Genomic DNA, 23,609 nt, shown 5'->3' on the forward strand with positions numbered 1-23,609 from the left:
AGTAAAAGGAGTTTTACGATAGCCTTTTTGCCCTTCTTTGACAATAATCTTTCAGTGCCGAATAGGATAGAGGAAATGATAATCTCTATCCTATTCAATTTTTGACAGTATTCAGTTCCAAATATAAGGTGTTTCTTGGTAAACATAATAATTTAACCAGTTGACAAACAAAAGGTTTGCATGTGACCGCCAACAATGAATGGGATTCTTTTTGGGGTCATTGTCTTCAAAGTAGTTTTCGGGTATATCAATTGTAATCCCTTTTGCTAGGTCTCTTTCATACTCTTCTTTAAGAGTTGTTCGTTCATATTCTGGATGCCCTGTTAAGAAAATCTGCTTTCCATCCTTTGACATTGCGAGACAAACACCAGCCGTATTTGAATAAGAAAGTATTTGCAGCTCTGAAACTGATTCAATCTCATCTTTTCGTACTTCTGTATGTCTTGAATGTGGTACAAAATAGTAATCATCAAAACCTCTTAATAATTTTACATTGGGATTAATAATTTCATGCTTAAAAATACCAAAGCATTTTTTTTCCAATTTATATTTATTTACGCCATAGTGATGGAAAAGTCCTGCTTGTGCGCCCCAACAAATATGTAAAGTTGATGTAACATTCGTTTTTGTCCAATCCATAATTGTTTTTAACTCTGGCCAATAAGCAACCTCTTCAAATTCTAAATGTTCAATTGGTGCGCCAGTAATAATCATTCCATCATATTTCTTGTGTTGGATATGTTTAAATGTCGTGTAAAATTCTCTTAAGTGTTCATATGCTGTATTCTTTGATTTATGGGTTTCAGGTCTTAAAAACGTTATATTCAATTGAAGTGGTGAATTCCCTAGTAGTCGTAATAATTGTGTTTCTGTTTTTTCTTTTTCCGGCATAATATTTAAGATTAAAATATTTAATGGACGAATATCTTGTGAATATGCCCTTTTTTCGTCCATAATAAATATATTTTCTTGTTCTAAAATTTCCTTTGCTGGTAAATGACTCGGTATGTTAATCGGCAAAAAAAGCACCCCCGTATAATTTCTTAGTACTAGAATTCATTTGTTTTAGACTTAGTTTTTTTGTGTTTATCTGCGCAGCACAATTCGAGTATTTGAACCCAGTGAGACAGATCGTCGCATTATCGGTTATCAGTGCCATTGTTTAAACCGTACAGTACTTGCAAATGTAGTAAGGTAATAAAAGAGCAGCGTCCATTACACCTTCTAGAGCCTGGATATGTGTTTTGGCGTTGGTTAAAGGACAAAACTGAATATTCACACTATTTATTTACTTACTTCCTGCTTGAATGTGACTGACTAAGGTGTTTGTGAATTAACTTAGTAACTAATTTCTTTATTATAGAAAGATTAGAAAATTATTTCAATTCAAACTTTTCGTGAAGGTAGTTCAATTTTTGGAAATTGTAAGGAATTAATTTAAATTGTTTATAAAGGAGAGTAAGCTAATCACCTAGATTTGAAAGTAACGGATTCTCTTTTTGGATAGATAGTTAAGACAAAAAATAAAGGTAATTTAAATAACCTGAATCATAAAAAGGAATTTACATCTGATATCGACATTTTTTATAAAACAATATGTTTAATGAGTTAAGTAAGGCATGGAAGAAGCCGGCTTCAACTGGTTATTTTTTGAGGAGGTATAGTAGTGTTTGATCCAACAGTTTTTGATAACTTAAAAGTAGTTGTTGAGGGTTATCTTTATGATTTAGATTTAGAGAATAACATATCAATAACAAATAGAAACGATATCGTCGATCTAGCTACGATGTCAAGAAAATGCATTATCACTTTTTCAAATGTAAATAGGATAGATCCAGCTGTGAATTTCGAAATAGAGATGAGTCAAAAACAATTAGCGGGAGAATTATTGCAAACAATAAAAAAACCTGGATGTCAACTTACGGTATCATTTCAAGAAGAGTTGAAGAACTCAAAATATGATGAGTTTTTATTAAAAAAACTTCAAAAAATGTGGGAGGAGGATCATTTAATTAAGCTATTTATTACAAAAGAGCTAACATCGAGTTCACCAGTTTTTTATCATCAATATCAAGTGTCTTTTCAGAGAAGATATGGTGAAGACGATCTTGAAGAACTTTTAAATGTTGTCAATCAATCCGTTTCATTGCTTAAGATGATGTCGAAATATTAATATGCTAATCGTTGTACTTAGATTACTTTCTATGTAATTATCATATTACAAGGAGGGATGGTCATGACCATGTATGATTATGAAGTACAGACGATAAAAGGTGAAATGACAATACTAAAACAATTTGAAAATAAAGTTTTACTGATCGTGAATACAGCTAGTAATTGTGGATTTACCCCACAATATAAGGAACTTCAACAATTGTATGAAGAGTTTAAAAATCGTGGGTTTTTCGTGCTTGGTTTTCCGTGCAACCAGTTTAATGAGCAGGAACCGGGAGGGAATAGTGAAATAGAACGTTTTTGTGAAATGAACTATGGCATAAGCTTTCCAATGTTCTCTAAAATTGATGTAAAAGGAAAAAACGCTCATCCACTATTTATTCATTTAGCAACTAATGCTCGGGGCGTATTAGGAAGTAAGGCGATTAAATGGAATTTCACGAAATTTTTGGTTGATTCAAAAGGTCAAGTTGTTAAGCGCTATTCCCCAAGTACGAAGCCAAATCAAATAAAACAAGACATAGAAAAACAATTGATAGGTGTATTGTGAACGGGGTTCAGCTAGCGTGTAGAGAATGAATCTCCCTTCATAGTACTAAGAAATATTGAACTTGATTGGAAGGAAGAGCTGTAATTCCGTAAATACGATAGCCAATACTTAGCAGCTGTGATAATGTTTCAGCACAATTTTGGCGAGCTGGCTCAATCGGTGCATGTTCGCTTTTGTAAAGCATATTCAATTGATTATTTACTGTGCAATGAAGTAAGACAACATGTCTCCCTGTCCAAGCTTGACCTATAATTGGACCCATATTTCTCCTAATTCTCATACAGTTCACCCTTATAAATTGATTTGTTAATAGGATATGATGAACATCTAGTCCTTAGTTCTTTTAAAATAGTTTAATGGGCAGTCCTCCACTGATGCAAACTCAATTTGACTTTATTGAATTTAAGGAAGCCACATCATTTTTAGAGGAGCAAACCGAATGGAAGAAAAATATATTATTCGTAAGATTGAGGAATTTGTGCATCGCAAGCTTCATTTAGAGGGAAGTGGTCATGATTGGTGGCACATAGAACGTGTTAGAAAGAATGCACTTCGAATTGGTGAAGTGGAGCATGCTAACATCTTTGTTGTTGAATTAGCCGCTCTTCTACATGATTTAATTGATGACAAGCTCCCGGTAACCGTGCGACTTGATGTGAATGATGTTGAATGTTATTTAGAAGAGATTGGCATTGAAAAAGCAATTGCTGCAGATGTCATCTCTATTATAAACGTAATAAGTTTTCGGAAAAATACCCCTGTTAGTCAATTAACACTTGAAGCAAAAGTCGTTCAAGATGCAGATAGACTTGATGCGATTGGAGCGATAGGAATTGCGAGAACATTTATATATGCAGGTTCAAAGGGCAACATTCTCTATCATCCTGAAAACCATGAGGGGACCGATGCCATTAGCCATTTCTACGCTAAATTATTGAAGCTAAAAGACTTGATGAATACAGATACAGGGCGGAGCATCGCTGAAGAGCGACATCAATTTTTGTATCAATTTTTAGATCAATTTTATCAAGAATGGAATGGTGAAGAATAAGCTTAATTATAATTGGAGCATCCCAATTTGAATGACCAAAATGCTTCGAATAGGACATGGCAATGCTGCTATGTTACAATAACATCACGAATGAAAAGGAGTGCTCGTAATGAAAATAAAGTCGATTGAACCAACTCCTAGCCCTAATACGATGAAAGTGCTTTTGTCAGAAGAACTACCATCTGGAAAAAGCAATAACTATAAAAAGGAACAGGCGAATGAAGCACCAGGGATTATTGGAGATATCTTACATATTGAAGGAGTTAAAGGTGTTTATCATGTAGCGGATTTTCTCGCTGTTGAACGAAATGCAAAATACGATTGGAAAGACATTTTAGCACAAGTACGTCTAGCTTTTGGTGAAGATGTAGATGAAGGAAATTCAAACAAGCTACTTCAAGAAGAAGCATTTGGAGAAGTAAAGGTATTTGTACAAATGTTTAATAACATACCTATGCAGGTAAAACTAACAGACGGCATGACTGAAGAGCGTTATGGTTTACCTGATCGCTTTAAAGCAGCTGTTTTAAATGCCCAGCAATCTAATGAGAACATCGTATTAGACCGTCAATGGCGAGAACATGGTGTACGATATGGTGATCTAGCGGAGATTGGAAAGGAAGTTGTTGAAGAATTAAGTGCTGCATATTCCAACGATCGTTTACAAAGGCTTATTAAAGCATCAGCAGAGATCGAGCAGAAATCCAATACACTAGTTAGAAAATCATATAAAGTTACACTTGATATGTTAGATGATGAAGATTGGTCAAAGCGCTTTGCTCATTTGGATCAAATGGATCCAAATGAAGATGATCTTCCCGTTTTAGAGAAGGCGCTTGATGATGAAAAGCCATCAATAAGAAGGCTAGCTACCGTTTATTTAGGGATGATTGAAAAACCAATTGTATTACCTTTATTATATAAAGCATTAAAGGATAAATCCGTAACTGTAAGAAGAACAGCTGGTGATTGTTTGTCTGATATTGGTGATTCCGCTGCTATGAAACCAATGATGGATGCATTAAAAGATAAAAATAAACTTGTAAGATGGAGAGCGGCAATGTTCTTATATGAAGTAGGCGATAAAATGGCATTACCGGCATTAAAGCAGGCAGAGGAAGACCAAGAATTCGAGGTAAGTATGCAAGTTAAAATGGCGATTGAACGAATTGAAGGTGGAGAAGAAGCAAAAGGGTCTGTTTGGAAACAAATGACTGAGAGTAGAAAAGGGCAAGCATAGGTAATAAAAGGCAGTCAATAAACGACTTTTATTTAAAGGATAAGAAAGTATCAATTTTTTGACTAAGTTTTCGTGTCCAGCTCCAGCGCCTAGCCCCTCAGGAATTGAAGGCAAAGAACACCTTCTATTCCTGAGCGTCTTATTTGCCCGAGGCTGAACAAGGTGCTTGCGCTTTTCTTAATTATAGCGTATACGGGTCGTCAAACTACTGCAAATAGAAGTTTCACTTTATTTTTGATTGGTAAATTAAGTAGTGATCTCGAAATAACAATATTTGCAATGTCAAATACCCTATAGTATTCTTTAATTAACTGTGATGATTTGGAGGGATTTATTATGTCAATGGCATATGATGAATATATGAGGCAAATTGTAATGCCTATGAGAGCAGAACTAACAAATGCTGGATTTGAAGAATTAACAACAGAGGAAGATGTAGAAAAGTTTATGGAAGATCCAAAAGGTACAACTCTTGTTGTTATTAACTCTGTATGTGGTTGTGCAGCAGGATTAGCAAGACCTGCTGCAACACAAGCTGCATTAAATGCAGAGAAAAAGCCTGAAAAGCTTGTAACAGTTTTTGCAGGGCAGGATAAAGAAGCAACTAGTAAAATGCGTGAATATTTTAAAGGATATGAGCCATCGTCACCATCAATGGCGTTATTGAAAGATGGAGAGGTTGTTCACTTTATCCCTCGTCATGATATTGAAGGGAATTCTATTGAAAATATCATGCACAATTTAGAAACTGCATTTGAGAAAAACTGTTAAAAAGGATGCGAATTTGCATCCTTTTTTTCTTAATAAACTAGAAAGTTGAGACTTAAGATGATTGTTACTACTTCAGGAAGACCAAATAATCACCTAATTCATTCAGCTGAGCAAATCGCTTTAGAGCTAAGTGGTTCATTTATTAAGCGAAACAAAACTTCAGTTGAGGGTATAAAAAGACTATGCAAAGATGATGTTCTAGTTGTCGGGAAAAATCGTATCGAATTACACTACTTTGATCAACAGAGCCCATTGTTTTTTCATCCTAATTCTGCAATGTTTAGAATTAAGAGACTAATAAAAGGTGAAAAAGATCCACTTTGTGAAGCTTGTAACCTTCAGTACGGCGATTCCTTTTTAGATTGTACACTTGGATTAGCATCAGATAGTATTGTTGCGAGCTACGCTGTAGGGGAGCACGGAATCGTTAAGGGGATAGAAGGAAGTAAAAATTTAGCCTTTATCGTAAAGGTGGGATTGCAACAATGGGAAACAGGATTAAATGCTCTAGATGATGCTATGAGACGAATTGATGTTTCAACATATGATCATTTATCCTTCCTCCGCAACTGCCCTGATAAATCTTATGACGTTATTTATTTTGATCCGATGTTCGAGGAAACAATTGAAGAATCAGTTGGACTAGTACCATTAAAGCATATAGCAAATTATTCACCATTGGAAAAAGAAACAATAAATGAAGCGAAGCGAGTTGCTAAACGCAGAATTGTTTTAAAAGACCATTGGAAAAGTAGGCGTTTTGAACAACATGGTTTTCATGTATTAGTTCGTAAATCTGCAAAATTTCATTATGGTGTTATAGAAATAGAGGGATAGCGAATGATAACAATGTGGAGGTGTTATCATTATGACAAAAAGAAAAGTAGATCCTTCAAGGGAAGTATTAGGTTCTGCGGATGTAGAGGGTCAAGGTACGACAATGAATGAAACAAAGGGTAAGCAAATGGATTCTGCACGGAAGAAAAAGAAAAAAGTGTAAAAATCGGCGGGTGCTTTTATGCACCCGCTTTCATTTTTATTAAAGAGCAATATTATTTTACTGTACGGATTAATCTGCAATTTCCACATAAATAAAATATGCGAGCGTAACGAAGCATCCAATGAAGAAGAGAGTATCATAACCCATTTTTTAAAACCTCCCAAGTAATAACTATTATTATTTGTTTGTATAACTTATTTTAAACGCTTTTTCTTTTTATTGAAAGAAGTTTCACCTAATTTGTCATATAATTGTTATGTTTTTACCAAATCAATATGTTAAAATATTGTTATATCGATTAGTATTTTTGGAAGGAAGACCTACTATGAATAAATGGTTAAAAAAATCACTTTTCATACTATTCTCAATTGTGACCTTTGGGCTTGTAACACCTCCTGCATCCTTAGCGATTCAAGCAAAACCTTCTGAAGATGTTACGAAATCTCCTTTTAATGAGGATCGTATAGAACACGTTGTACCTCCAATTATAGTAGAAGACCAGCTTCAGTTATCAAAAGAACAAGTTTTAGCAAATATACTTACAGAGGCAGAACAAAAGTCATTTATTAAATTTGGAGATAAAATTGGCGTTGTGATTGAAGATGAATTTAAAGATATCATTTTTCCTAGAATGGAAGAAATCATTACATACTACTTGGATGTAGAGAATGATGAACAATTTCAGCATTTAATGGTATCAAAACCATCAGGTGGCACAGGAGAGAAAATCTTCCATATATATAATACACAAACAGGTGAAGATGTATTACGTTTTCATGTCAGAAGAGATAATCGTCCGTTAGAAGGGTATTGGTTTAATTTCCATTATCATACGTACCATGACTCATTCCGCTCACATAAAGATTTAGGAAGTATTTACTGGGACAAAAATACGCCACCTAATTGGATGTCCTATCATTGATTCATCGTTATGATAATGTATTATTAACTTGTGTATTTATGAGCACGCAACTATGTTTGCGTGTTTTTTCTATGGGAAAAAAGAAGAACAAAGCGCAAGCTCCTTGATCAGCCTAAGGCAGGCATAAGACGCGTGTGAATAGAAAAGGCGTAATTTTGCCTTCAATTCATGCGTGGCTTATGACCCTGAGGCGCTGGAGCTGGATACCGTGCGCTTATTCACTGTGCAAGAATGTTATAGTTTCCTATAACAGAACAAATATATATAGTGCTTCCTGAAACGAAACAGAAGCAAAGAAGATAGGTAGGGGGAAATTGTCAGTAAAGATTGGATAAGTCACTCTTTTTTTAAAAGATTTGTTGAACTTTATAGAAATCTAGTTTAATAGGACTAATTATGTTATTCTACTAGTAAAAGATTCGAAATATTTCCGTCGATTTCTACTTGTACCACGTTAAAAGGTTGATATTGTACTGTTATGATCATCGAAAAATCCACGAATAAAAAGTCCGTTTTATCATCGAGAGGATGTACACCATGAAAAAGGGTATTTTTTTTCTTCTAATCTCGCTTATTTGTATTCCTTTTTATCATTTGGTTAAAGCATCGCCAGAAGGAATTCGACTTTCTGCCTATTCCTTTAAGTCATCTGAAGTAACTTTATCCGATCCAATACTAGGAGAAATGATTTTATTACCTGAAACAACATTTGTAGAAGACGAAGCTTTGACTATGATAAAAAATGTACAAAAAATTGATCGAAATATCTTAAGCCTCGCAGCAAATCAAAATATTCAAATAAAGTTTTTTAATGGTTCGTTAACTGATCAAAACGGATTAAGTAGTTTAAAAGACAAAAAACCAAGAGGATATTCCACCTCAGGTCCTAACTGGGATCAAGTACCTGGAATGAGCAGTGATCGATTTGTTTATGTAAAGGTTGGGCATAGTGAATATGGGAGAGGCCATAGTTCTGTTTCATTAGAGTTGCATGAAGTTGCTCATGCAATTGATCGCTATGTTTTTAATTACGTTCGTAATGATCCAAGCTTTCTTACGATATGGAAGCGAGAGGCAGAGAAACTTTTTCCGGATAGAGATTATTTTATCAATTTTCCTGAGGAGTATTTTGCAGAATCATTCGCTATGTATTATTACAGTCGTGATTCCAGATTAATACTTAAGGAAAAAGCACCACAGACATTTTTGTTTATCCAATCGTTAGAAGAACAAGCTGCCAAACAGAAAAATAAAAGCTATGTAGTATTGCCTAATTACAGTCTGGTAGGTTCAAACGGGAACGTACTAGAATTTATAATCTAATTGGACACTTAGTAGATAAACCTAACTAAACCCTTGTAGTTTTTCGAATGATAAGAAAGTATAAATTTTTGACTTAGTTTTCGTGTCCAGCCCCTCGAGGTCATAAGCCACTTTTGAATTGAAGCAAAGTACGCCTTCTATTCAAAAGCGTCTTATGCTATGCCTGAGGCTGAACAAGGCACTTGCGCTTTTCTTATAAAATGCTTGGCAGGAAAACATGTCTCTTCTTTCGTAAATTGATTTCAAGCGTTTATTATTTTGCGCTTTATTATGTATTGTATTATAGTATTAGTGCATATTTTTTCGGATATTACTTATGCATTGAATGTAGAGGAGTGGTTTTATGAAACATCCAGAACACGAATATTTAGACACGCTGAAGCACGTACTAGAAGAAGGAACAGAAAAAACCGATCGTACAGGTACCGGTACCATTTCAGTCTTTGGATATCAAACAAGATTTGATTTAAGCAAAGGTTTTCCGTTACTTACAACAAAAAGAATCCCGTTTCGTTTAATAGCTAGTGAATTACTGTGGTTTATTAAAGGGGATACGAATATTAGATACTTGCTTCAACATAATAATAATATCTGGAACGAATGGGCGTTTAAGAAGTGGATTGAAAGTGATGAATACAAAGGTCCAGATATGACTGACTTTGGACATCGCAGTTTACAAGATGAAGAATTTAATAAATTATACATAGAAGAAATGGAAACATTCAAACAAAATATATTGAATGATGACGAATTTGCCAAAAAATACGGAGAATTAGGAAATGTGTACGGGAAACAATGGAGGGCATGGGAAACATCAACTGGAGAAACAATTGATCAGTTAAAAGATGTTATTGATACAATTAAAACGAATCCAGACTCAAGAAGATTAATTGTATCGGCATGGAGCCCTGAGGACGCCAAGCCTAATAGAGCAGTTTTGCCACCCTGTCATACATTATTTCAATTTTATGTTGCCGATGGTAAGTTAAGTTGCCAATTATATCAGCGTTAACAGCTTAGCGCCTTTACAGAGTAATCTGTATTGTAAAACTCCTTTAATTCAGGGGACACCCAAACCGATTAATATGAATGGACGGTGGGCAATCCTGAGCCAAGCCTATAGTTAGGAAGGTGCAACGACCAGAACGTGATTGTTCGTAGGATACAAGCTATTGGTATCCGAAATGGGGAGCATCCTTATATAGAGGATGGAGATATGGTCTGACCTTGTTGGAAACAACAAGCTGCGTATGCGGATTGGGTTTAGCGAGCCTAATTGAACAATGTGAGTGCTGATCTTTTTATTGGAGTACCGTTTAATATTGCGAGTTATGCGCTTTTAACTCATTTAATTGCTCAAGAATGTGGACTTGAAGTAGGTGAGTTTGTCCATACGTTGGGTGATGCTCATATTTATTTAAACCATGTTGACCAGGTGAAAATTCAGTTAGAGCGGGAACCAAAACCATTTCCTACATTAAATTTAAATAAGGATATACATTCAGTATTCGATTTTGAAATGAATGATATTGAACTTGAAGGATATGACCCACATTCCACAATCAAGGCACCTATAGCAGTTTAATTCCTTCATTTTTATGTTATGTTAGGAACGATAAGAATGTATCGTAGATTCACGATGGATAAAGTCTCTAATTTTGGAAAGGATGTATCTTCATTATGATTTCCTTTGTAGTAGCTATGGATAATAACCGGGTAATCGGAAAAGACAATGATTTACCTTGGCATTTACCTGAGGATTTAAAATTTTTTAAACGTGTAACAATGGGCCATCCAATTATTATGGGACGGAAAACACATGAGTCGATTGGAAGGGTTTTACCAGGTAGAGAAAATATCATTGTTACAAGAGATAAGCACTACCTCTCGGATGGATGCACGGTCCTTCATTCTATAAATGAAGTAAAGGATTTAGCGAGAGAAAATGGTGAAGAGATTTTTGTCATTGGTGGGGCAGAAATATTTAAAGAACTATTTACGATGGCAGACAGATTATATATTACTCACATTGACGAGGAATTTGAGGGAGATACTTATTTCCCGTTATTTAGTGAAAATGACTGGGAACTCGTATCAAATGAACGAGGGATAAAGGATGAAAAAAACCCATACATCTATAGTTTTAAAGTGTATGATAAAAAAGATAAATAAATATGTTTGATAAAACAGGCAGATCCTTTACTATAAGGATCTGCCTGTTTTGATCAAAAGGAATATTTCAATTTAGCGGCAAAGATTTATTTGTTATCGCTACTTAAAAAAAGAATGTAATTATGGTAATAAATAGAATAATACGGAAAAGTAATGTAAAATAGTTCCTGCTAGCACGAAAAGATGCCAAACCGCATGGTGATATTTAAATCCCCTCCACACGTAAAAAACAGCCCCAATTGTATAGAAAACACCACCGATGACTAACAAAATGACACCATTCAATGCGACGTTTTCGATAATATGACTCCAAGCAAAAACGATTAACCAGCCCATAATGACATACATGATGGTTGAAAAAAATAAGTATTTCTTTACAAAAAATGATTTGAAAACAGTTCCTGCAATTGCAAGTCCCCAAACGATTCCAAATAATGTCCAACCAACCCAGCCTTTTACGGCAATAAATAAGAAAGGGGTATAAGTACCCGCGATAAAAAAGTAGATCGCTGAATGGTCAAGTATTTCAAATAGATCCTTTACTTTTCCAGCTGGGAAGCTATGAACAAGCGTGGAGGCAGTATAAAGGAGTACCATTGTTGCTCCAAATAAAGTAAAACTTACGATGTGCCAAGCTGTACCATATAATGATGAGCAAACGATTAGAACAACAAGTCCCGCTATACTTAATAATCCACCGATTCCATGTGTAATGGAATTCGCAATTTCTTCACCTTTTGAGAATGTGTGAGTGTTTGTCATTTGATTGCTCCTTTCAAGACGTACAACTGTAATAAATGGGCCGTTATTTCGGAATGATTGACTATGTATAGCGCGAACGAACACATTCTTTCCGATTCCAGTTGCCCAGTGTATTAAAATAGGAAAATCAGATAAAGATCGTTTAAGCAATTTGTATGCTCTCTGTTTAGGATAGATGCTTTTTTATGATATCTTTAAAGGTGTATAATGGTTGATAACCGAAAGTAATCATATTACAGTACCTATTATGATTGTGTTTTTGTGTAACATAAAGCATATCATCCTCGAGAGATATCTATGTTTAATTATAACACTCAATTAGAACTAAATACTCCCAATTTAGCTTGTTTATAAACTAAATTAAGAATAATCATCTATTACTTTTTCCATTTGTTAGTGCAAATTCTTTTTAAAAATGTAAAATTATAAGGCATTTCCTTTAAATTTCGAATATTCATGATATAATTTGTTAATTAACAAGCTCTTGAAAGGACCGTGAAGATGGAACAAACTATCGATGATTTAGACAACGTATTCGTAGAAGATATTTTAAAGGCACATCACTTATTGAAGGATGTTGTGACGCATACACCACTACAAAAAAACGAACAACTTTCTGAAAAATACCAATGTAACGTATACTTAAAACGAGAAGATTTACAGGTTGTGCGATCGTTTAAAATTCGTGGGGCGTATAACAAAATTAAGCAACTGAGTGAAGAAGAAACTGCTAAAGGCATTGTTTGTGCAAGTGCCGGTAACCATGCTCAAGGTGTAGCCTATTCCTGTAAACAATTAAAAATTTACGGGAAAATTTTTATGCCAACTACAACACCACGCCAAAAGGTATCATCAGTTGAAAGATTCGGCAAAGAGTATGTCGAAATTGTTTTAATTGGAGATACATTTGACGATGCCAAAGATAAGGCTCTTGAATGTTGTGAAGAAGAAGGTCAAACATTTATTAATCCATTTGATGATGTGGACGTAATTGCTGGACAAGGAACAGTTGCAGTTGAAATATTAAATGATGCAGAAGTGGAATTTGACTATGTATTCGCGGCTGTAGGAGGCGGGGGCCTTATGTCTGGCGTAGGTTCTTATTTTAAGAGTATTTCTCCATCTACAAAAATGATTGCAGTAGAGCCAGAAGGTGCACCATCTCTATTTAATTCGCGTTTAGCAAATAAAGTTGTTTCTCTTGAGACAGTAGATAAATTTGTTGATGGCGCAGCAGTTAAAAAGATGGGAGCTCATAATTTCTCTATTTGTAAAGATGTTGTTGATGAAGTTCTGCTTGTACCTGAAGGTAAGGTTTGTACAACTATATTGGAACTTTATAATGAAAATGCGATTGTTGTTGAACCTGCAGGAGCATTGTCGGTCGCCGCACTTGATTTTATCAAGGATGAGTTAAAAGGGAAAAATGTGGTTTGTGTTATCAGTGGCGGCAATAATGATATTAGCAGAATGCAGGAAATGAAAGAGCGTTCAATGATCTATGAAGGCCTTCAGCATTATTTTATTGTCAACTTTCCTCAACGAGCAGGTGCATTAAGAGAATTCTTAGATGAAGTGCTCGGAATAAATGATGACATTAACCGTTTTGAGTATACTAAAAAAAATAATAAAGACAATGGCCCTGCCCTTGTTGGAATTGAATTAAAACATAAAGAGGATTACGAACCATTAGTACAAAGAATGAAGAAAAAAGGATTCCTTTATACGGAAGTAAACAAGGATAGCAAGCTATTTCATTTACTTATTTAGAGCAATAGCAGTAGTACCTTAGTAAACGAAATAGAGGTGTTTGGATTCATAGGACCAAAGAGTAGATGCACGTTTTTCGATGCTCTCAATTGTGTATTTTCTAAAAAGTAAAATTTTTAACGACATAATGTGACAGACATCAGTTGGAAAAAGGGTTATAATATAGAAAACGGGTAAAAAAGAGGATTGATAACTTGTTATTCAAAAGCCTGGAGTTCAAGTTAATGAGTGGACAGAAGGTAAAGATTACTGATATTCCAGTATTGGAGGAAGATAACAAATACTGTTTCATGCTTAACATCCGTTTGCAAATATTATTAACATCTATTTACGCCCAAAAACGACCTAAAAATATTTACTCATTTAAAGATTATTTAAAAAGAGTGATAAAATGGCCAGATTATGAGGCGATCTTTGGAATCAACATCTTAAAAAGTAATGCATGATTTTCTAGTGAACCAGAGTTATTCTGGTTCTTTTTTGTTGTTTCGGAATTTATAAAAATTCTTGTACTGTGGATAAGCGCACGACATCCAGCGTAAGCGTCCCAGCGACTAGTGAACTTCACCCTCCTCCTTACGATAAGTTAACATTCACATTCGCTCTTCGTGTTTTCTTTATCTCATATACGAAAAGCGCTGGGATAGGAGCCGCAGCTAGATTCGGAGTGCTCCAGTTCATACATCGCTGAACGGTTGCTTGCGCTTTTGTTCTTTTATCAGAATTTAGAAGTTTTACCTTGGGAAATTGTCTAGCGCAAGGCGTCAGCGGCTTCAGGTCATAAGCCAATCTGATCAAAAGGTAAATAGAAAATGTTTAAGCTGTGGTTGAGAAAACAAATGGGTAATAAAAGTATTTCATAAAATTTTCATTTGATTCCTTTAATTGTACTAGTTAATTTGATAAACTTTTATTGTAAAAGAATAGTGGAGGGTGAAGATTAATTGATGAAAAGTAAACATGGACTATTATTTTTATTAGTGGCTAGCCTGCTGTTATTTGTTTCAGCTTGCGGCAATTCATCTCCAATTAAAGATCCACTAAATTATGAGGTACAATCCTTTCAATATACAAATCAGGATGGAAAAAGTGTATCTTTAGAGGATTTACAAGGTGATGTTTGGGTCGCTAATTTTATCTTCACTAGTTGTACAACCGTTTGTCCGCCAATGACGGCGCACATGAGTGAATTACAGGATAAAATAGCAGCAGAAGGACTTGATGCTAAAATTATTTCGTTTAGTGTTGATCCGGAAATTGATACACCTGAAAAATTAAAGAAGTTTACTGAACCTTATTCACTCTCATTTGAAAACTGGAGCTTTTTAACTGGATATTCACAAAAAGAAATAGAGAATTTTGCGATGAAAAGCTTTAAAACCTTTGTTAAAAAACCAGATAATGATGATCAAGTTATTCATCAAACAAGATTTTATTTAGTTGATCAAAATGGAGTAGTCATGAAGGATTATAGTGGGGTTGAAAATCCTCCACTAGATCAAATGATAGCTGATATTAAAGCGCTAGTAAATTAATTATTAAAATAATAAGGTTTTTTATTCTAAATCCTTTTTCTAAGCTCTTATCATATTAAGATGGTATAATTTGTCCCTAAACTAAATAATAGGATGGTTATATGTTTTGTAAAAGTTTTTTAATTTGCAGTTTATTTTTCTTGTTGACAGGATGTTCGTCCGAACAAAGCGCTAAACATGCTTCAAAAACAGTTTCTTTGATGGGAAAAGCTGAGCCATCTGAAGCGTTTGTTCCCGCGACTATTAATTTAGTAGGGATTGGGGATTCATTAACTCGAGGGCTAGGTGATGAATCAGATCATGGCGGATATTTCGGTATGGTGAAGGAAATGTTGGAACAACAAGATGAAATCAAGGAAGTATTGATAGACAATTATGGTGTAATTGGATATAAAACAAGTAATCTTCAAAATAAACTTAGTGAAGAAGACGTCATGGCGAGTATAAAAGAGGCAGACATAATTCTCATGACGATTGGTGGTAATGATTTAATGGGGGTTGTTCGCAATCATTTATTTTCGCTTGATTTTGAGCCGTTTCGTAAAGAACAAAAACATTTTGAAAATAGAATGAGAGATATTTTCACTGAAATTCGTGAGCTTAATTCCTCAGCATATATTGTATATGTTGGTCTTTATAATCCATTTACATATATGTTATCTGAATTACCTGAACTTGATACAATTATTGATGAGTGGAATAGAGCTTCACAACAAATCGTCTCAAAAGACGGAAATGCTGTTTTTGTAAAAGTCGATCACCTTTTCTCTTCTGTTGATGACGATACCCTTCTATATAAAGATAAGTTTCATCCCAATGAGAACGGATATTCTATTATTGCAGACCAAGTTTTTGAGGCAATAATAGAATCTCCACTTGATCGCTTCGCAAACCAACAGTGAGAAATGAGTGGGTGTCAGATGAATAAATGGAAAGTTTCATTTTTGGTATTAGCAATAATAAACCTATTGTTTATCGTTTCAGTGGTAACTTTTTTGCTACTACCAAGTGAAAAGACATTGAAAGATATAAGAACTGAACTGAATGGTGAGGAAGCAAAAGTACCTTTTCTTATTCGTTCACAAAAGGATACGTTAAGTGATTTAATTAATCATTACTTGGAAGAAGAAACTGTCCAGGGAAATTTACAGTACCGTGTTGAATTGGAGGAATTTGTTTACGTTTATGGAGCGATAAAAGCTTTTAATAAAGATATTGATATGACATTAATTCTTGAACCCAAAGTGGAATTAGACGGTAATATGCAATTGCTTGTAAAGGAATTATCAATAGGTCAATTAAAACTACCAGTTTCGTATGTCTTAAAGTATATGAAAACATATTATGAGCTTCCAAGTTATGTGAATATTGACCCTAGTAAAAAGGTAATTGATGTCCACCTTGATGAGCTTACATTTAAAAATGGTTTAAGTGCTAAAGCTGAAAGTTTTAATCTGAAAAATGATGATATTACATTTACATTGTATGTACCATTACCTTAAAATTATATAAATGTTTAATCGTAGATGGTGAGAATAATGACCGTAATAATTTGTAGTACGGACAGAAAATGGGATGGCAAATCGTATATATTTGAAAAGTTAGAAATTAACGCTCTGGATTCCTCGTTATGGTAGGTTGTGGACGAATAGTTGACCATAAATCAGGGGTAGTTGGTGCCAGGATTGAACAAGGAAAAAGATAAAGGTAGCGTCTCGATCAAGCGATAATCATATGTGCTGGTTGATTTTCTGAATACTAAATATAAAGAAAAAAGGCAGATATAACTTTGAGGGGGTGGGGGATGTAATATGAAAAACAAATTGGTTATTTTTGGAGTAGTTGCAATATTCCTTGCGCTGATTTTTGGTGGAATTGCATATCAACAATTTGCAGCGGAAAAAATGGATGAGGTATATAAGAACATCGGTTACTGTACTTTGTTTTTAAGTATAGCAGTATATATATGGCACGTTAAAGACGAAAAGAAAAAGAACAGTTTGAAAAGAGAGAGGTAACTCTCTCTTTTTGTATGAAGTTTTTAAATTTTATTCAGCAGTTTCTTCCGTTTCAGTGCTTTCTTCTGTCTCAGTTTCTTCCGTCTCAGCTTCTTCTGTTTCAGTGCTTTCTTCCGTCTCTTCTGTATTCGTATCCTCTTGTTCAGTATCATCTGGGTTGTTACATGCTGTCATTAAAAATACAGCAAGCAATGAAGCTCCTACTTTTAATAATAGAGTTTTGTTCATTGTTTTTTCCTCCCATGTAACGATTGAATGATTAATTATGAACCAGCTGGCTCATCCTAATAATAATAGAAAATTCGGACTTGTATGCACTATTTACAATAAATGTACATTTTTTTAAAAATATTTAGAGTTATGAAAAATGCGGTAATAATATTTACAAAAAATTATTATGAAAATAGGGAAATGGAAGGTATTAAAATCCATTTGTAATTCATGTGTCCTATAAAGAGAGAATGCCGTCAGTGGAACTTCTTCATCACGCAGTAACGGCTAGCAAGACTAATCTATATCTTGACGTGCAGTTATCCCAACTTCTATTCTTTGTTTCTCCCTGGAGCATATGAAGGGGAGAAAAATTCAAAGAGTAAGTTTCCTTTCTATTCAAAATTTAAACCATCCTAAAATCATTTTTATCTTACCAATTTTGAAAAAACAAATTTAAAAGAGTTTGTAACTTAAATAATTTGAGTTCAAATGAAATGTTTGATACGATTACCGTTGGAATGATAATTTTTTACAATTGAACTCGGAGGGTGAATGATGGAGCGATTTACTCATAATGTGGGAGAGAATATGATATCGTATATGGATCAAGGTGTCGGCCATTGTGTAGTATTAATTCATGGCTTTTGTGGTAATCATAATTATTGGAAATACATCGTTCCACATTTAGTGAAAAAAAATAGAGTTCTTACGATCGATTTAAGAGGGCATGGAGATTCAAGTACCCCTAAAAATGATTATGAAATAACAGATATGGCAGAAGACATTGCTATGGTTTTAAACTCGCTACAAATTGAGCGTGCAACATTAATCGGTCATTCTTTAGGTGGTTATGTTAGTCTTGCTTTTGCGGAAAACTATCCTGAAAAACTTTCTGGTTTATCATTAGTGCATTCAACGGCCTACCCTGATTCAGAAGAAGGGAAAGTTGGTCGCGATAAGGGAATTAAAAGGATAAATGAGGAAGGAATTTTTCCTTTTGTAAATGAGTTAATACCTAAGCTTTTTTCAGAAAAGAATGCTAAAGAATTAACGAACCAAGTCGATTTTGTGAAAGGAATTGGTTATAAAACGTCGGATTTCGGTGCGATTGGCGCACTTGAAGCAATGAAAAATAGACCAGATCGAAATGATATTTTGAAAAACCTCAATATCCCAGTGCTTTTAGTTGCAGGAAGGGAGGATCAACTAATTCCATTAGACCGTGCCTTCTCTGTAGAAAAGTCCAATATAACCCATAGTGTGATAGAAGATTGTGGGCATATGTCAATGCTAGAACAACCAGATAAATTAACTGAGGTATTAATAACATTCTTGGAGAATATTGTAGATAGTAAAAGGGAATAATCATATAGGCCCCTCTGCAATGAGTTTGTTTCGATTTTGGATACTTGAGGGGCCATTTGTTGATTCACTAACTAAGTTGTGCTCTTTTAATGAATGAAAGTTCGTCCTCGATTGAACCGCATATACCGCATTGTACCTTATAATAAGGTCCTTTATATGAAATGTGAAATGGGTCTAATGAAGATTGTTCAAGTTCCTCAATAATGTCTCCTGTTTGAGGATCTAATTTAACTGACTTTACATGTTGTTCTATGATGTTAAAACGCGTGCGATTGGATTTGCAATTCGGACATAAATAAGGCGTTGACATATGACGTAAGCCTCCTATTATTCGTATCATATTACACAGGGTGAAAATTCCTTTGTTATATTGACGTTCACTTGTTCATTGTTAACGTGCTATAAAAACTCTTACCGTTAGAAGCAACGCTTTATATCCTATTTTGTGCGGTATTGTAGAAAATATGTACAAAAAAAGCAATCGTACATTACTGCATAGAAGAAGTGCAATCTATGCGTTAGTAAGTTCAATCGCCTTTTTTAAAATCATTCTATCATTGCTTTATACACGTAGTAACTTATTAAATAAATAGATGAAATATTCGATATCTTGTTCACTAAAGCTGTTGAATTTTTCCAAAAGGAAATCCGTTTTCTTCTTTTCAAATAATTCTAATGTTACTTTACCTTGATCTGTAATATGGATATCCACAATCCTTCTGTCTTGTACAGATCGCACTCGCTGAATCCAGTGTTTTTCGATAAGAGAATCTGTAATTGCTGTTATATGTGAAGCAGATACATTTAACATTTTCGATAAATCTGTGGATTTTTTCGATCCATGTTCATAAAGAATCTTAAGGACGAAAAACTCATTTCTTGATAGTTCATTATCATACACATTGTTCATTTCTAATCGTATTTTTTTATAAACATTGCGCATTAATGCTTCCATTTCATACATCTTTTCCTGACGACTTTTCAACCAAATTCCTCCGAACCTACTAGTTATTCTTATTTTAGACTAAGGAATGTTTGTCCATGTGTCAAGTGTACATCTATTAATTAGATCGCTATGTTCAGAAATAATAAGTGAGACTTACCTTAAACTTTACATGCGGTGGATCCGCAATTATCTACTTTGTTGTTTTTAATCTTGCAGTAGAGTTTTTTTCTGCTATTAAGAATCGGGTAAAATAGAGTTTAACGACAAATGAAAGGCTGGTAGAAAATAGCATATATACCTTCTTGCAAAAGTTTAAATAATCAGTTTGCTTTCATTGTTTTATTCCTATGCTATATAATAAGGAGCATAATACATGTAGGGGGCGTTACATAATGAATCAGAATAAATTAGAACTTGCTACTTTTGCAGGCGGATGTTTTTGGTGTATGGTGCAGCCTTTCGATGAACTCCCAGGGATTGAGCGTGTTATATCAGGGTATACTGGCGGTGAAAAGGAGAATCCAACCTATGAGGAAGTGTGTTCAAATATAACTGGACATCTTGAAGCAGTTCAAATTTCATTTCAGCCTGAAATCTTTCCATATGAAAGACTTTTAGAATTGTTCTGGCAGCAAATAGACCCTACAGATGATGGTGGCCAATTTCATGATCGAGGCGAATCATATAAAACAGCGATTTTTTATCATTCAGAAGATCAGAAAAAGCTTGCAGAAAAATCAAAGCGACAACTGGAGGAAAGCGGAACGTTCTCAAAACCGATTGTGACAATGATTTTGGAGGCAAAACCATTCTATCCAGCTGAAGAATATCATCAGGATTTTTATAAAAAGAGCACAACTAGATATAAGCAATACCGAGTTGGATCTGGTCGGGACCGATTTATTGAACAAAATTGGAAGGGGAATAATCGTGCCTCTTTAATAGAGACTTTAAGCCCTATACAATTTGAGGTTACACAAAATAACGGAACTGAGCCACCTTTCCGGAATGAATTTTGGAACCATGAAGAAGAGGGAATTTATGTTGATATCGTTTCTGGAAAGCCACTTTTTAGTTCAAAGGATAAATATGATGCAGGATGTGGGTGGCCTAGTTTTACAAAACCGATACAGGAATTTGAAGTCATTGAAAAAATGGATACTACACATGGGATGATTAGAACAGAAGTAAGAAGTAAAACGGCTAATTCTCATCTTGGCCATGTTTTTGATGATGGCCCAGGACCAAGTGGACTTAGGTATTGTATCAATTCAGCCGCACTCAAGTTTATTCCAAAAAATGAACTTGAAAAAGAAGGGTATGCGAAATACACTCAATTATTCGAATGAGCTTTATCCTGTATGATCGGGTGATTGCGTAGGTAGACCTATAGCCGTCAAAAACGTTGCCACTTATTTCTAGATAAAATAAGTTTTTGATTTATGGGCGAATACACATACAATACAACCCACCCATGACATAAAGTAAAGAGAAAAATAATTTATGTTTAAATGAGGAGTGGGTTAATATGCATTGCTACTATGATCATGGATATCCTTATGCACACGCTGGTTACGGTACTGGAAATAGTTTCGTTTTAATCGTTGTACTTTTCATCTTATTAATAATTGTTGGTTCAGCTTACGTACGATAAACAACGAAAAGTATTAGAGCTCCGTTATGGGGCTCTTTTTTAGTTGTATTTTAGCAGTGCGTATGAAAATATTGATTTTTTATGTTATAGGAAACTATAAAATTCTTGTACTGTGGATAAGCGTACGACATCCAGCTTTAGCGCTTTTGTTCTTGATGAAATAGATCTTTAATACGAAGAAGCATCACTGAAACGTCAGTTATTGCATATTAACAGTTGATGAAAAATCGTAATTGTTGAATCAAACTAGATGGTTTCTTTCTATTCAATTACAAGCTATAATAATAAAATCTTTTCACAGGGGGAATGAGACTTGAAATCCTTTTATCACTTTTTAATGAAATACCGCCATCCTAAACCGAAGGATGATATTGCTAAATTTGCTAATGATGCCTATCAAGATCATGGTTTTCCTAAAGCTTCTGATAACTATGATGAGTTGAGCACGTATTTAGAATTGAATGGGCACTATTTAAATAGTATGACTGTATTTGATGAGGCGTGGGATTATTATCAACATGAAATCCTAAAACGGTTGTAATGCAAGGATAAAAAGACATTTTAGAATCTTTTAAAAAGGTTTTCTATATGTCTTTTTGTTTAATTTAATAAGGTACCATATTTGTAATAAATTGGACAAGGCGCTTGTGCATTTATATATGTGCCTATGACGATTTATGAAAAACAGCATATACTATTGTATCCTTCATAGTCACGACAAGGGAGAGACGGACGATGAATAACAAAAATAAACCAAAATTTAAAATAGGAGATATCGTCGTGATTAGTATTTATGGAACAATTGGTACAATTACGAAGCTTCATCAAATTGAAAAACATTTTGTATATGAAGTTAATCATGGAGAAGTTTTATTCTTTGAAAACGCTCTACAATTATATTCCGATTATGAGGGTACAATTATAGAGATGGAAAATATAAGCATCGAGGTGCTCTATCAAATTGGTGATATTGTTTTAGTTAAAGGGTATGGGAATTCATTATTCCGAATTGTTGGTATACGAACAGAGGTATGGAGGTATGCTGACGATGGATGGGAAGAATTAACATATGAATTAACAAGGATGGCTGATGGAGCATGGCTTGAAGCTATCGAAGAAGAAATAAGTCTAATGATAAGTAATGAAGAGGCAGAAATAATCATGCAGCAATTCCAACTTAATAACCAGCTTTTAGAAGATGGTCAAGATCTCGGATCATATTTTATCGATCAAACTAGTAGTTCTGAGACGACGTATGAATCTAATGAGATAACGGATCAAGAAAAAATGATTGATGAATTACTTGATATCTATAATGACTATCTTGCATTGTATCAAATGTTTCAAGATCCTGAATACAAAGATATGATGAATTTTATCTTAACAAGCTTAAAGAGATATCGTGATCCAAATGTTAATGATTAAAAAATAAAGGTAATCAGCATGAAACAAAAATAAGGTAAGCAAAACAAAATTATCCCCCAAAATAATCCTTTAATTAAGTAGTGTAAAAGCTGATCAAAACCTGAGCCATCAATATATTTGAGGATATTGGATTTTTCTTTTTCTTCTTTTATAATCATTCGATTAAGATTACCCTCGTTTAACATGTTATTCACTCCTTATTATTAAATGCTTGTCCACTTAAATCTATCTATATGAGTTATCTCAGCCATTATTCCATAATGGAAAATTATTTTATTTAGTGACATATGTCCATTTGAGAGGACATAAACAATTAAAGGGGGGGCGATATTGTGAAAGAAATTGAAGTAATAATTGATACTGAGGAGATTGCGGAGTTCTTTTACAATGAGCTCACAAAAAGAGGGTTTGTCCCAGGTGAAAATGAGCTAGAAGAGCTAGCCGATATTACATTTGAATACCTTCTAAACAAATGTATTATCGACGAGGATTTTGATTTTGAAAATGAAGATTAAAAAGAAATGACAATGAGGCTGACTTAATAGTTAAATGTTAATTCTCGATAACCATTAAAGCTTAGGTTAGAGATTGCATATGACTTATAGGTCAGCCCTATTTATGTGATCAAAAGGTTGTGAATTTGAAATACATTTGATTTTTTTCTATGATTATTAAATAAGAAAGTGAAACTTTTCATTCTTATATTCGTATAAATTA

Annotated in this window: 30 protein-coding genes and 1 pseudogene; 24 read left to right on the plus strand and 7 right to left on the minus strand. The window is 34.2% G+C overall.

The window, feature by feature from the left end; translation table 11 throughout:
• Positions 1 to 111: 111 nt before the first annotated feature.
• Positions 112 to 1,020 carry a homoserine O-acetyltransferase MetA gene (metA, locus tag K9V48_RS02790; RefSeq protein WP_224136722.1) on the minus strand — a complete coding sequence of 303 codons (909 nt, stop codon included), beginning with the start codon at positions 1,018 to 1,020 and terminating at the stop codon, positions 112 to 114.
• A gap of 646 nt (positions 1,021 to 1,666) precedes the next feature.
• Here metA and K9V48_RS02795 point away from each other — a divergent pair.
• Both K9V48_RS02795 and K9V48_RS02800 read left to right on the plus strand, forming a co-directional pair.
• Positions 1,667 to 2,173, plus strand: coding sequence for a hypothetical protein (locus K9V48_RS02795; RefSeq protein ID WP_224136724.1), 507 nt, complete (start codon positions 1,667 to 1,669; stop codon positions 2,171 to 2,173).
• A 63-nt stretch (positions 2,174 to 2,236) separates the two neighbouring features.
• On the plus strand, positions 2,237 to 2,725 hold the full coding sequence (locus K9V48_RS02800) for a glutathione peroxidase (RefSeq protein ID WP_224136726.1): 489 nt from the start codon (positions 2,237 to 2,239) through the stop codon (positions 2,723 to 2,725).
• Positions 2,726 to 2,762: 37 nt separating this feature from the next.
• Here K9V48_RS02800 and K9V48_RS02805 read toward each other — a convergent pair whose 3' ends face one another.
• Complete coding sequence (locus tag K9V48_RS02805) at positions 2,763 to 3,005, minus strand: hypothetical protein (RefSeq protein ID WP_224136728.1); 243 nt, start codon at positions 3,003 to 3,005, stop codon at positions 2,763 to 2,765.
• A gap of 159 nt (positions 3,006 to 3,164) precedes the next feature.
• Here K9V48_RS02805 and K9V48_RS02810 point away from each other — a divergent pair, with 159 nt between their 5' ends.
• From K9V48_RS02810 to K9V48_RS02855, 10 genes and pseudogenes are all read left to right on the plus strand, one after another.
• Entirely contained in the window at positions 3,165 to 3,776 is a 612-nt protein-coding gene (locus K9V48_RS02810; protein ID WP_224136730.1) for an HD domain-containing protein, read from the plus strand.
• A 109-nt stretch (positions 3,777 to 3,885) separates the two neighbouring features.
• Entirely contained in the window at positions 3,886 to 5,016 is a 1,131-nt protein-coding gene (locus K9V48_RS02815) for a conserved virulence factor C family protein (RefSeq protein WP_224136732.1), read from the plus strand.
• 336 nt (positions 5,017 to 5,352) lie between these two features.
• A complete protein-coding gene (locus tag K9V48_RS02820; RefSeq protein WP_224136733.1) occupies positions 5,353 to 5,787 on the plus strand; it encodes a BrxA/BrxB family bacilliredoxin in 435 nt (144 codons plus the stop codon).
• A 57-nt stretch (positions 5,788 to 5,844) separates the two neighbouring features.
• Positions 5,845 to 6,624 (plus strand): class I SAM-dependent methyltransferase, encoded by a 780-nt coding sequence (locus K9V48_RS02825; RefSeq protein ID WP_224136734.1) that lies wholly within the window; start codon positions 5,845 to 5,847, stop codon positions 6,622 to 6,624.
• Positions 6,625 to 6,655: 31 nt separating this feature from the next.
• The gene (locus K9V48_RS02830) at positions 6,656 to 6,787 is read left to right on the plus strand and encodes a YuzL family protein (RefSeq protein ID WP_224136735.1); all 132 of its coding nucleotides are present in this window, start codon (positions 6,656 to 6,658) and stop codon (positions 6,785 to 6,787) included.
• A 325-nt stretch (positions 6,788 to 7,112) separates the two neighbouring features.
• The gene (locus tag K9V48_RS02835) at positions 7,113 to 7,709 is read left to right on the plus strand and encodes a YpjP family protein (RefSeq protein ID WP_224136736.1); all 597 of its coding nucleotides are present in this window, start codon (positions 7,113 to 7,115) and stop codon (positions 7,707 to 7,709) included.
• Between the two features lie 537 nt (positions 7,710 to 8,246).
• Positions 8,247 to 9,032: an anthrax toxin lethal factor-related metalloendopeptidase gene (locus K9V48_RS02840; RefSeq protein ID WP_224136737.1), complete on the plus strand. Its 786-nt coding sequence runs from the start codon at positions 8,247 to 8,249 to the stop codon at positions 9,030 to 9,032.
• Positions 9,033 to 9,375: 343 nt separating this feature from the next.
• Positions 9,376 to 10,041 (plus strand): annotated as a pseudogene (locus K9V48_RS02845) (thymidylate synthase); the annotation flags it as partial.
• A 276-nt stretch (positions 10,042 to 10,317) separates the two neighbouring features.
• Complete coding sequence (gene thyA / locus K9V48_RS02850) at positions 10,318 to 10,617, plus strand: thymidylate synthase (RefSeq protein WP_410429608.1); 300 nt, start codon at positions 10,318 to 10,320, stop codon at positions 10,615 to 10,617.
• Between the two features lie 95 nt (positions 10,618 to 10,712).
• The gene (locus K9V48_RS02855; RefSeq protein ID WP_224136738.1) at positions 10,713 to 11,204 is read left to right on the plus strand and encodes a dihydrofolate reductase; all 492 of its coding nucleotides are present in this window, start codon (positions 10,713 to 10,715) and stop codon (positions 11,202 to 11,204) included.
• Between the two features lie 120 nt (positions 11,205 to 11,324).
• On the opposite strand, the gene trhA is transcribed toward K9V48_RS02855, so the two are convergent.
• A complete protein-coding gene (gene trhA / locus K9V48_RS02860; protein ID WP_224136739.1) occupies positions 11,325 to 12,116 on the minus strand; it encodes a PAQR family membrane homeostasis protein TrhA in 792 nt (263 codons plus the stop codon).
• A gap of 351 nt (positions 12,117 to 12,467) precedes the next feature.
• Between trhA and ilvA the strand changes: the two genes are divergently transcribed.
• The 6 genes from ilvA to ypmT all read left to right on the plus strand — a co-directional run bounded on the left by ilvA (position 12,468) and on the right by ypmT (position 17,289).
• On the plus strand, positions 12,468 to 13,736 hold the full coding sequence (ilvA, locus tag K9V48_RS02865; protein ID WP_224136740.1) for a threonine ammonia-lyase IlvA: 1,269 nt from the start codon (positions 12,468 to 12,470) through the stop codon (positions 13,734 to 13,736).
• A gap of 194 nt (positions 13,737 to 13,930) precedes the next feature.
• Complete coding sequence (locus K9V48_RS02870; RefSeq protein WP_224136742.1) at positions 13,931 to 14,182, plus strand: DUF2535 family protein; 252 nt, start codon at positions 13,931 to 13,933, stop codon at positions 14,180 to 14,182.
• Positions 14,183 to 14,683: 501 nt separating this feature from the next.
• Positions 14,684 to 15,271, plus strand: a complete 588-nt coding sequence (locus K9V48_RS02875) for an SCO family protein (protein WP_224136930.1) — start codon at positions 14,684 to 14,686, stop codon at positions 15,269 to 15,271.
• A gap of 101 nt (positions 15,272 to 15,372) precedes the next feature.
• Positions 15,373 to 16,173: an SGNH/GDSL hydrolase family protein gene (locus tag K9V48_RS02880; protein WP_224136744.1), complete on the plus strand. Its 801-nt coding sequence runs from the start codon at positions 15,373 to 15,375 to the stop codon at positions 16,171 to 16,173.
• Positions 16,174 to 16,191: 18 nt separating this feature from the next.
• Positions 16,192 to 16,773: a YpmS family protein gene (locus tag K9V48_RS02885; RefSeq protein WP_224136746.1), complete on the plus strand. Its 582-nt coding sequence runs from the start codon at positions 16,192 to 16,194 to the stop codon at positions 16,771 to 16,773.
• Between the two features lie 309 nt (positions 16,774 to 17,082).
• A complete protein-coding gene (gene ypmT / locus K9V48_RS02890) occupies positions 17,083 to 17,289 on the plus strand; it encodes a protein YpmT (protein ID WP_224136757.1) in 207 nt (68 codons plus the stop codon).
• 30 nt (positions 17,290 to 17,319) lie between these two features.
• On the opposite strand, the gene K9V48_RS02895 is transcribed toward ypmT, so the two are convergent.
• Entirely contained in the window at positions 17,320 to 17,517 is a 198-nt protein-coding gene (locus tag K9V48_RS02895; RefSeq protein WP_224136759.1) for a hypothetical protein, read from the minus strand.
• Between the two features lie 540 nt (positions 17,518 to 18,057).
• Here K9V48_RS02895 and K9V48_RS02900 point away from each other — a divergent pair.
• Entirely contained in the window at positions 18,058 to 18,867 is an 810-nt protein-coding gene (locus K9V48_RS02900; protein WP_224136761.1) for an alpha/beta fold hydrolase, read from the plus strand.
• Between the two features lie 67 nt (positions 18,868 to 18,934).
• On the opposite strand, the gene K9V48_RS02905 is transcribed toward K9V48_RS02900, so the two are convergent.
• On the minus strand, positions 18,935 to 19,177 hold the full coding sequence (locus K9V48_RS02905; RefSeq protein WP_224136762.1) for a DNA alkylation repair protein: 243 nt from the start codon (positions 19,175 to 19,177) through the stop codon (positions 18,935 to 18,937).
• A gap of 252 nt (positions 19,178 to 19,429) precedes the next feature.
• A complete protein-coding gene (locus tag K9V48_RS02910) occupies positions 19,430 to 19,852 on the minus strand; it encodes a MarR family transcriptional regulator (protein ID WP_224136764.1) in 423 nt (140 codons plus the stop codon).
• 353 nt (positions 19,853 to 20,205) lie between these two features.
• Between K9V48_RS02910 and msrB the strand changes: the two genes are divergently transcribed.
• The 4 genes from msrB (at position 20,206) to yodN (ending at position 22,892) form a co-directional block, all read left to right on the plus strand.
• A complete protein-coding gene (gene msrB, locus K9V48_RS02915) occupies positions 20,206 to 21,162 on the plus strand; it encodes a peptide-methionine (R)-S-oxide reductase MsrB (RefSeq protein ID WP_224136766.1) in 957 nt (318 codons plus the stop codon).
• 179 nt (positions 21,163 to 21,341) lie between these two features.
• Positions 21,342 to 21,467, plus strand: a complete 126-nt coding sequence (locus K9V48_RS02920; RefSeq protein WP_111614361.1) for a YjcZ family sporulation protein — start codon at positions 21,342 to 21,344, stop codon at positions 21,465 to 21,467.
• 313 nt (positions 21,468 to 21,780) lie between these two features.
• A complete protein-coding gene (locus K9V48_RS02925; protein ID WP_224136768.1) occupies positions 21,781 to 22,008 on the plus strand; it encodes a YozE family protein in 228 nt (75 codons plus the stop codon).
• A gap of 194 nt (positions 22,009 to 22,202) precedes the next feature.
• Entirely contained in the window at positions 22,203 to 22,892 is a 690-nt protein-coding gene (gene yodN / locus K9V48_RS02930) for a germination protein YodN (protein ID WP_224136769.1), read from the plus strand.
• Here the strand turns inward: yodN and K9V48_RS02935 are convergent.
• Positions 22,889 to 23,077 (minus strand): hypothetical protein, encoded by a 189-nt coding sequence (locus K9V48_RS02935; protein WP_224136771.1) that lies wholly within the window; start codon positions 23,075 to 23,077, stop codon positions 22,889 to 22,891. The two genes, yodN and K9V48_RS02935, sit on opposite strands and share 4 nt — an antisense overlap.
• 147 nt (positions 23,078 to 23,224) lie before the next feature.
• On the opposite strand from K9V48_RS02935, the gene K9V48_RS02940 reads away from it, so the two are divergent.
• Entirely contained in the window at positions 23,225 to 23,407 is a 183-nt protein-coding gene (locus K9V48_RS02940) for a YozD family protein (RefSeq protein ID WP_111614365.1), read from the plus strand.
• Positions 23,408 to 23,609: the final 202 nt, after the last annotated feature.

Source organism: Metabacillus rhizolycopersici, assembly GCF_020075705.1.

Coding starts and splice junctions, on each gene's coding strand:
- K9V48_RS02900 (WP_224136761.1), top strand. CDS start 18,058: ATGGAGCGATTTACTCATAATGTGGGAGAGAATATGATATCGTATATG.
- K9V48_RS02905 (WP_224136762.1), bottom strand. CDS start 19,177: ATGTCAACGCCTTATTTATGTCCGAATTGCAAATCCAATCGCACGCGT.
- msrB (WP_224136766.1), top strand. CDS start 20,206: ATGAATCAGAATAAATTAGAACTTGCTACTTTTGCAGGCGGATGTTTT.
- K9V48_RS02815 (WP_224136732.1), top strand. CDS start 3,886: ATGAAAATAAAGTCGATTGAACCAACTCCTAGCCCTAATACGATGAAA.
- ypmT (WP_224136757.1), top strand. CDS start 17,083: ATGAAAAACAAATTGGTTATTTTTGGAGTAGTTGCAATATTCCTTGCG.
- K9V48_RS02825 (WP_224136734.1), top strand. CDS start 5,845: ATGATTGTTACTACTTCAGGAAGACCAAATAATCACCTAATTCATTCA.
- ilvA (WP_224136740.1), top strand. CDS start 12,468: ATGGAACAAACTATCGATGATTTAGACAACGTATTCGTAGAAGATATT.
- K9V48_RS02840 (WP_224136737.1), top strand. CDS start 8,247: ATGAAAAAGGGTATTTTTTTTCTTCTAATCTCGCTTATTTGTATTCCT.
- K9V48_RS02935 (WP_224136771.1), bottom strand. CDS start 23,077: ATGTTAAACGAGGGTAATCTTAATCGAATGATTATAAAAGAAGAAAAA.
- K9V48_RS02895 (WP_224136759.1), bottom strand. CDS start 17,517: ATGAACAAAACTCTATTATTAAAAGTAGGAGCTTCATTGCTTGCTGTA.
- K9V48_RS02800 (WP_224136726.1), top strand. CDS start 2,237: ATGACCATGTATGATTATGAAGTACAGACGATAAAAGGTGAAATGACA.
- K9V48_RS02920 (WP_111614361.1), top strand. CDS start 21,342: ATGCATTGCTACTATGATCATGGATATCCTTATGCACACGCTGGTTAC.
- K9V48_RS02855 (WP_224136738.1), top strand. CDS start 10,713: ATGATTTCCTTTGTAGTAGCTATGGATAATAACCGGGTAATCGGAAAA.
- K9V48_RS02830 (WP_224136735.1), top strand. CDS start 6,656: ATGACAAAAAGAAAAGTAGATCCTTCAAGGGAAGTATTAGGTTCTGCG.
- K9V48_RS02820 (WP_224136733.1), top strand. CDS start 5,353: ATGTCAATGGCATATGATGAATATATGAGGCAAATTGTAATGCCTATG.
- K9V48_RS02810 (WP_224136730.1), top strand. CDS start 3,165: ATGGAAGAAAAATATATTATTCGTAAGATTGAGGAATTTGTGCATCGC.
- K9V48_RS02880 (WP_224136744.1), top strand. CDS start 15,373: ATGTTTTGTAAAAGTTTTTTAATTTGCAGTTTATTTTTCTTGTTGACA.
- K9V48_RS02805 (WP_224136728.1), bottom strand. CDS start 3,005: ATGAGAATTAGGAGAAATATGGGTCCAATTATAGGTCAAGCTTGGACA.
- K9V48_RS02835 (WP_224136736.1), top strand. CDS start 7,113: ATGAATAAATGGTTAAAAAAATCACTTTTCATACTATTCTCAATTGTG.
- yodN (WP_224136769.1), top strand. CDS start 22,203: ATGAATAACAAAAATAAACCAAAATTTAAAATAGGAGATATCGTCGTG.
- K9V48_RS02875 (WP_224136930.1), top strand. CDS start 14,684: ATGAAAAGTAAACATGGACTATTATTTTTATTAGTGGCTAGCCTGCTG.
- K9V48_RS02885 (WP_224136746.1), top strand. CDS start 16,192: ATGAATAAATGGAAAGTTTCATTTTTGGTATTAGCAATAATAAACCTA.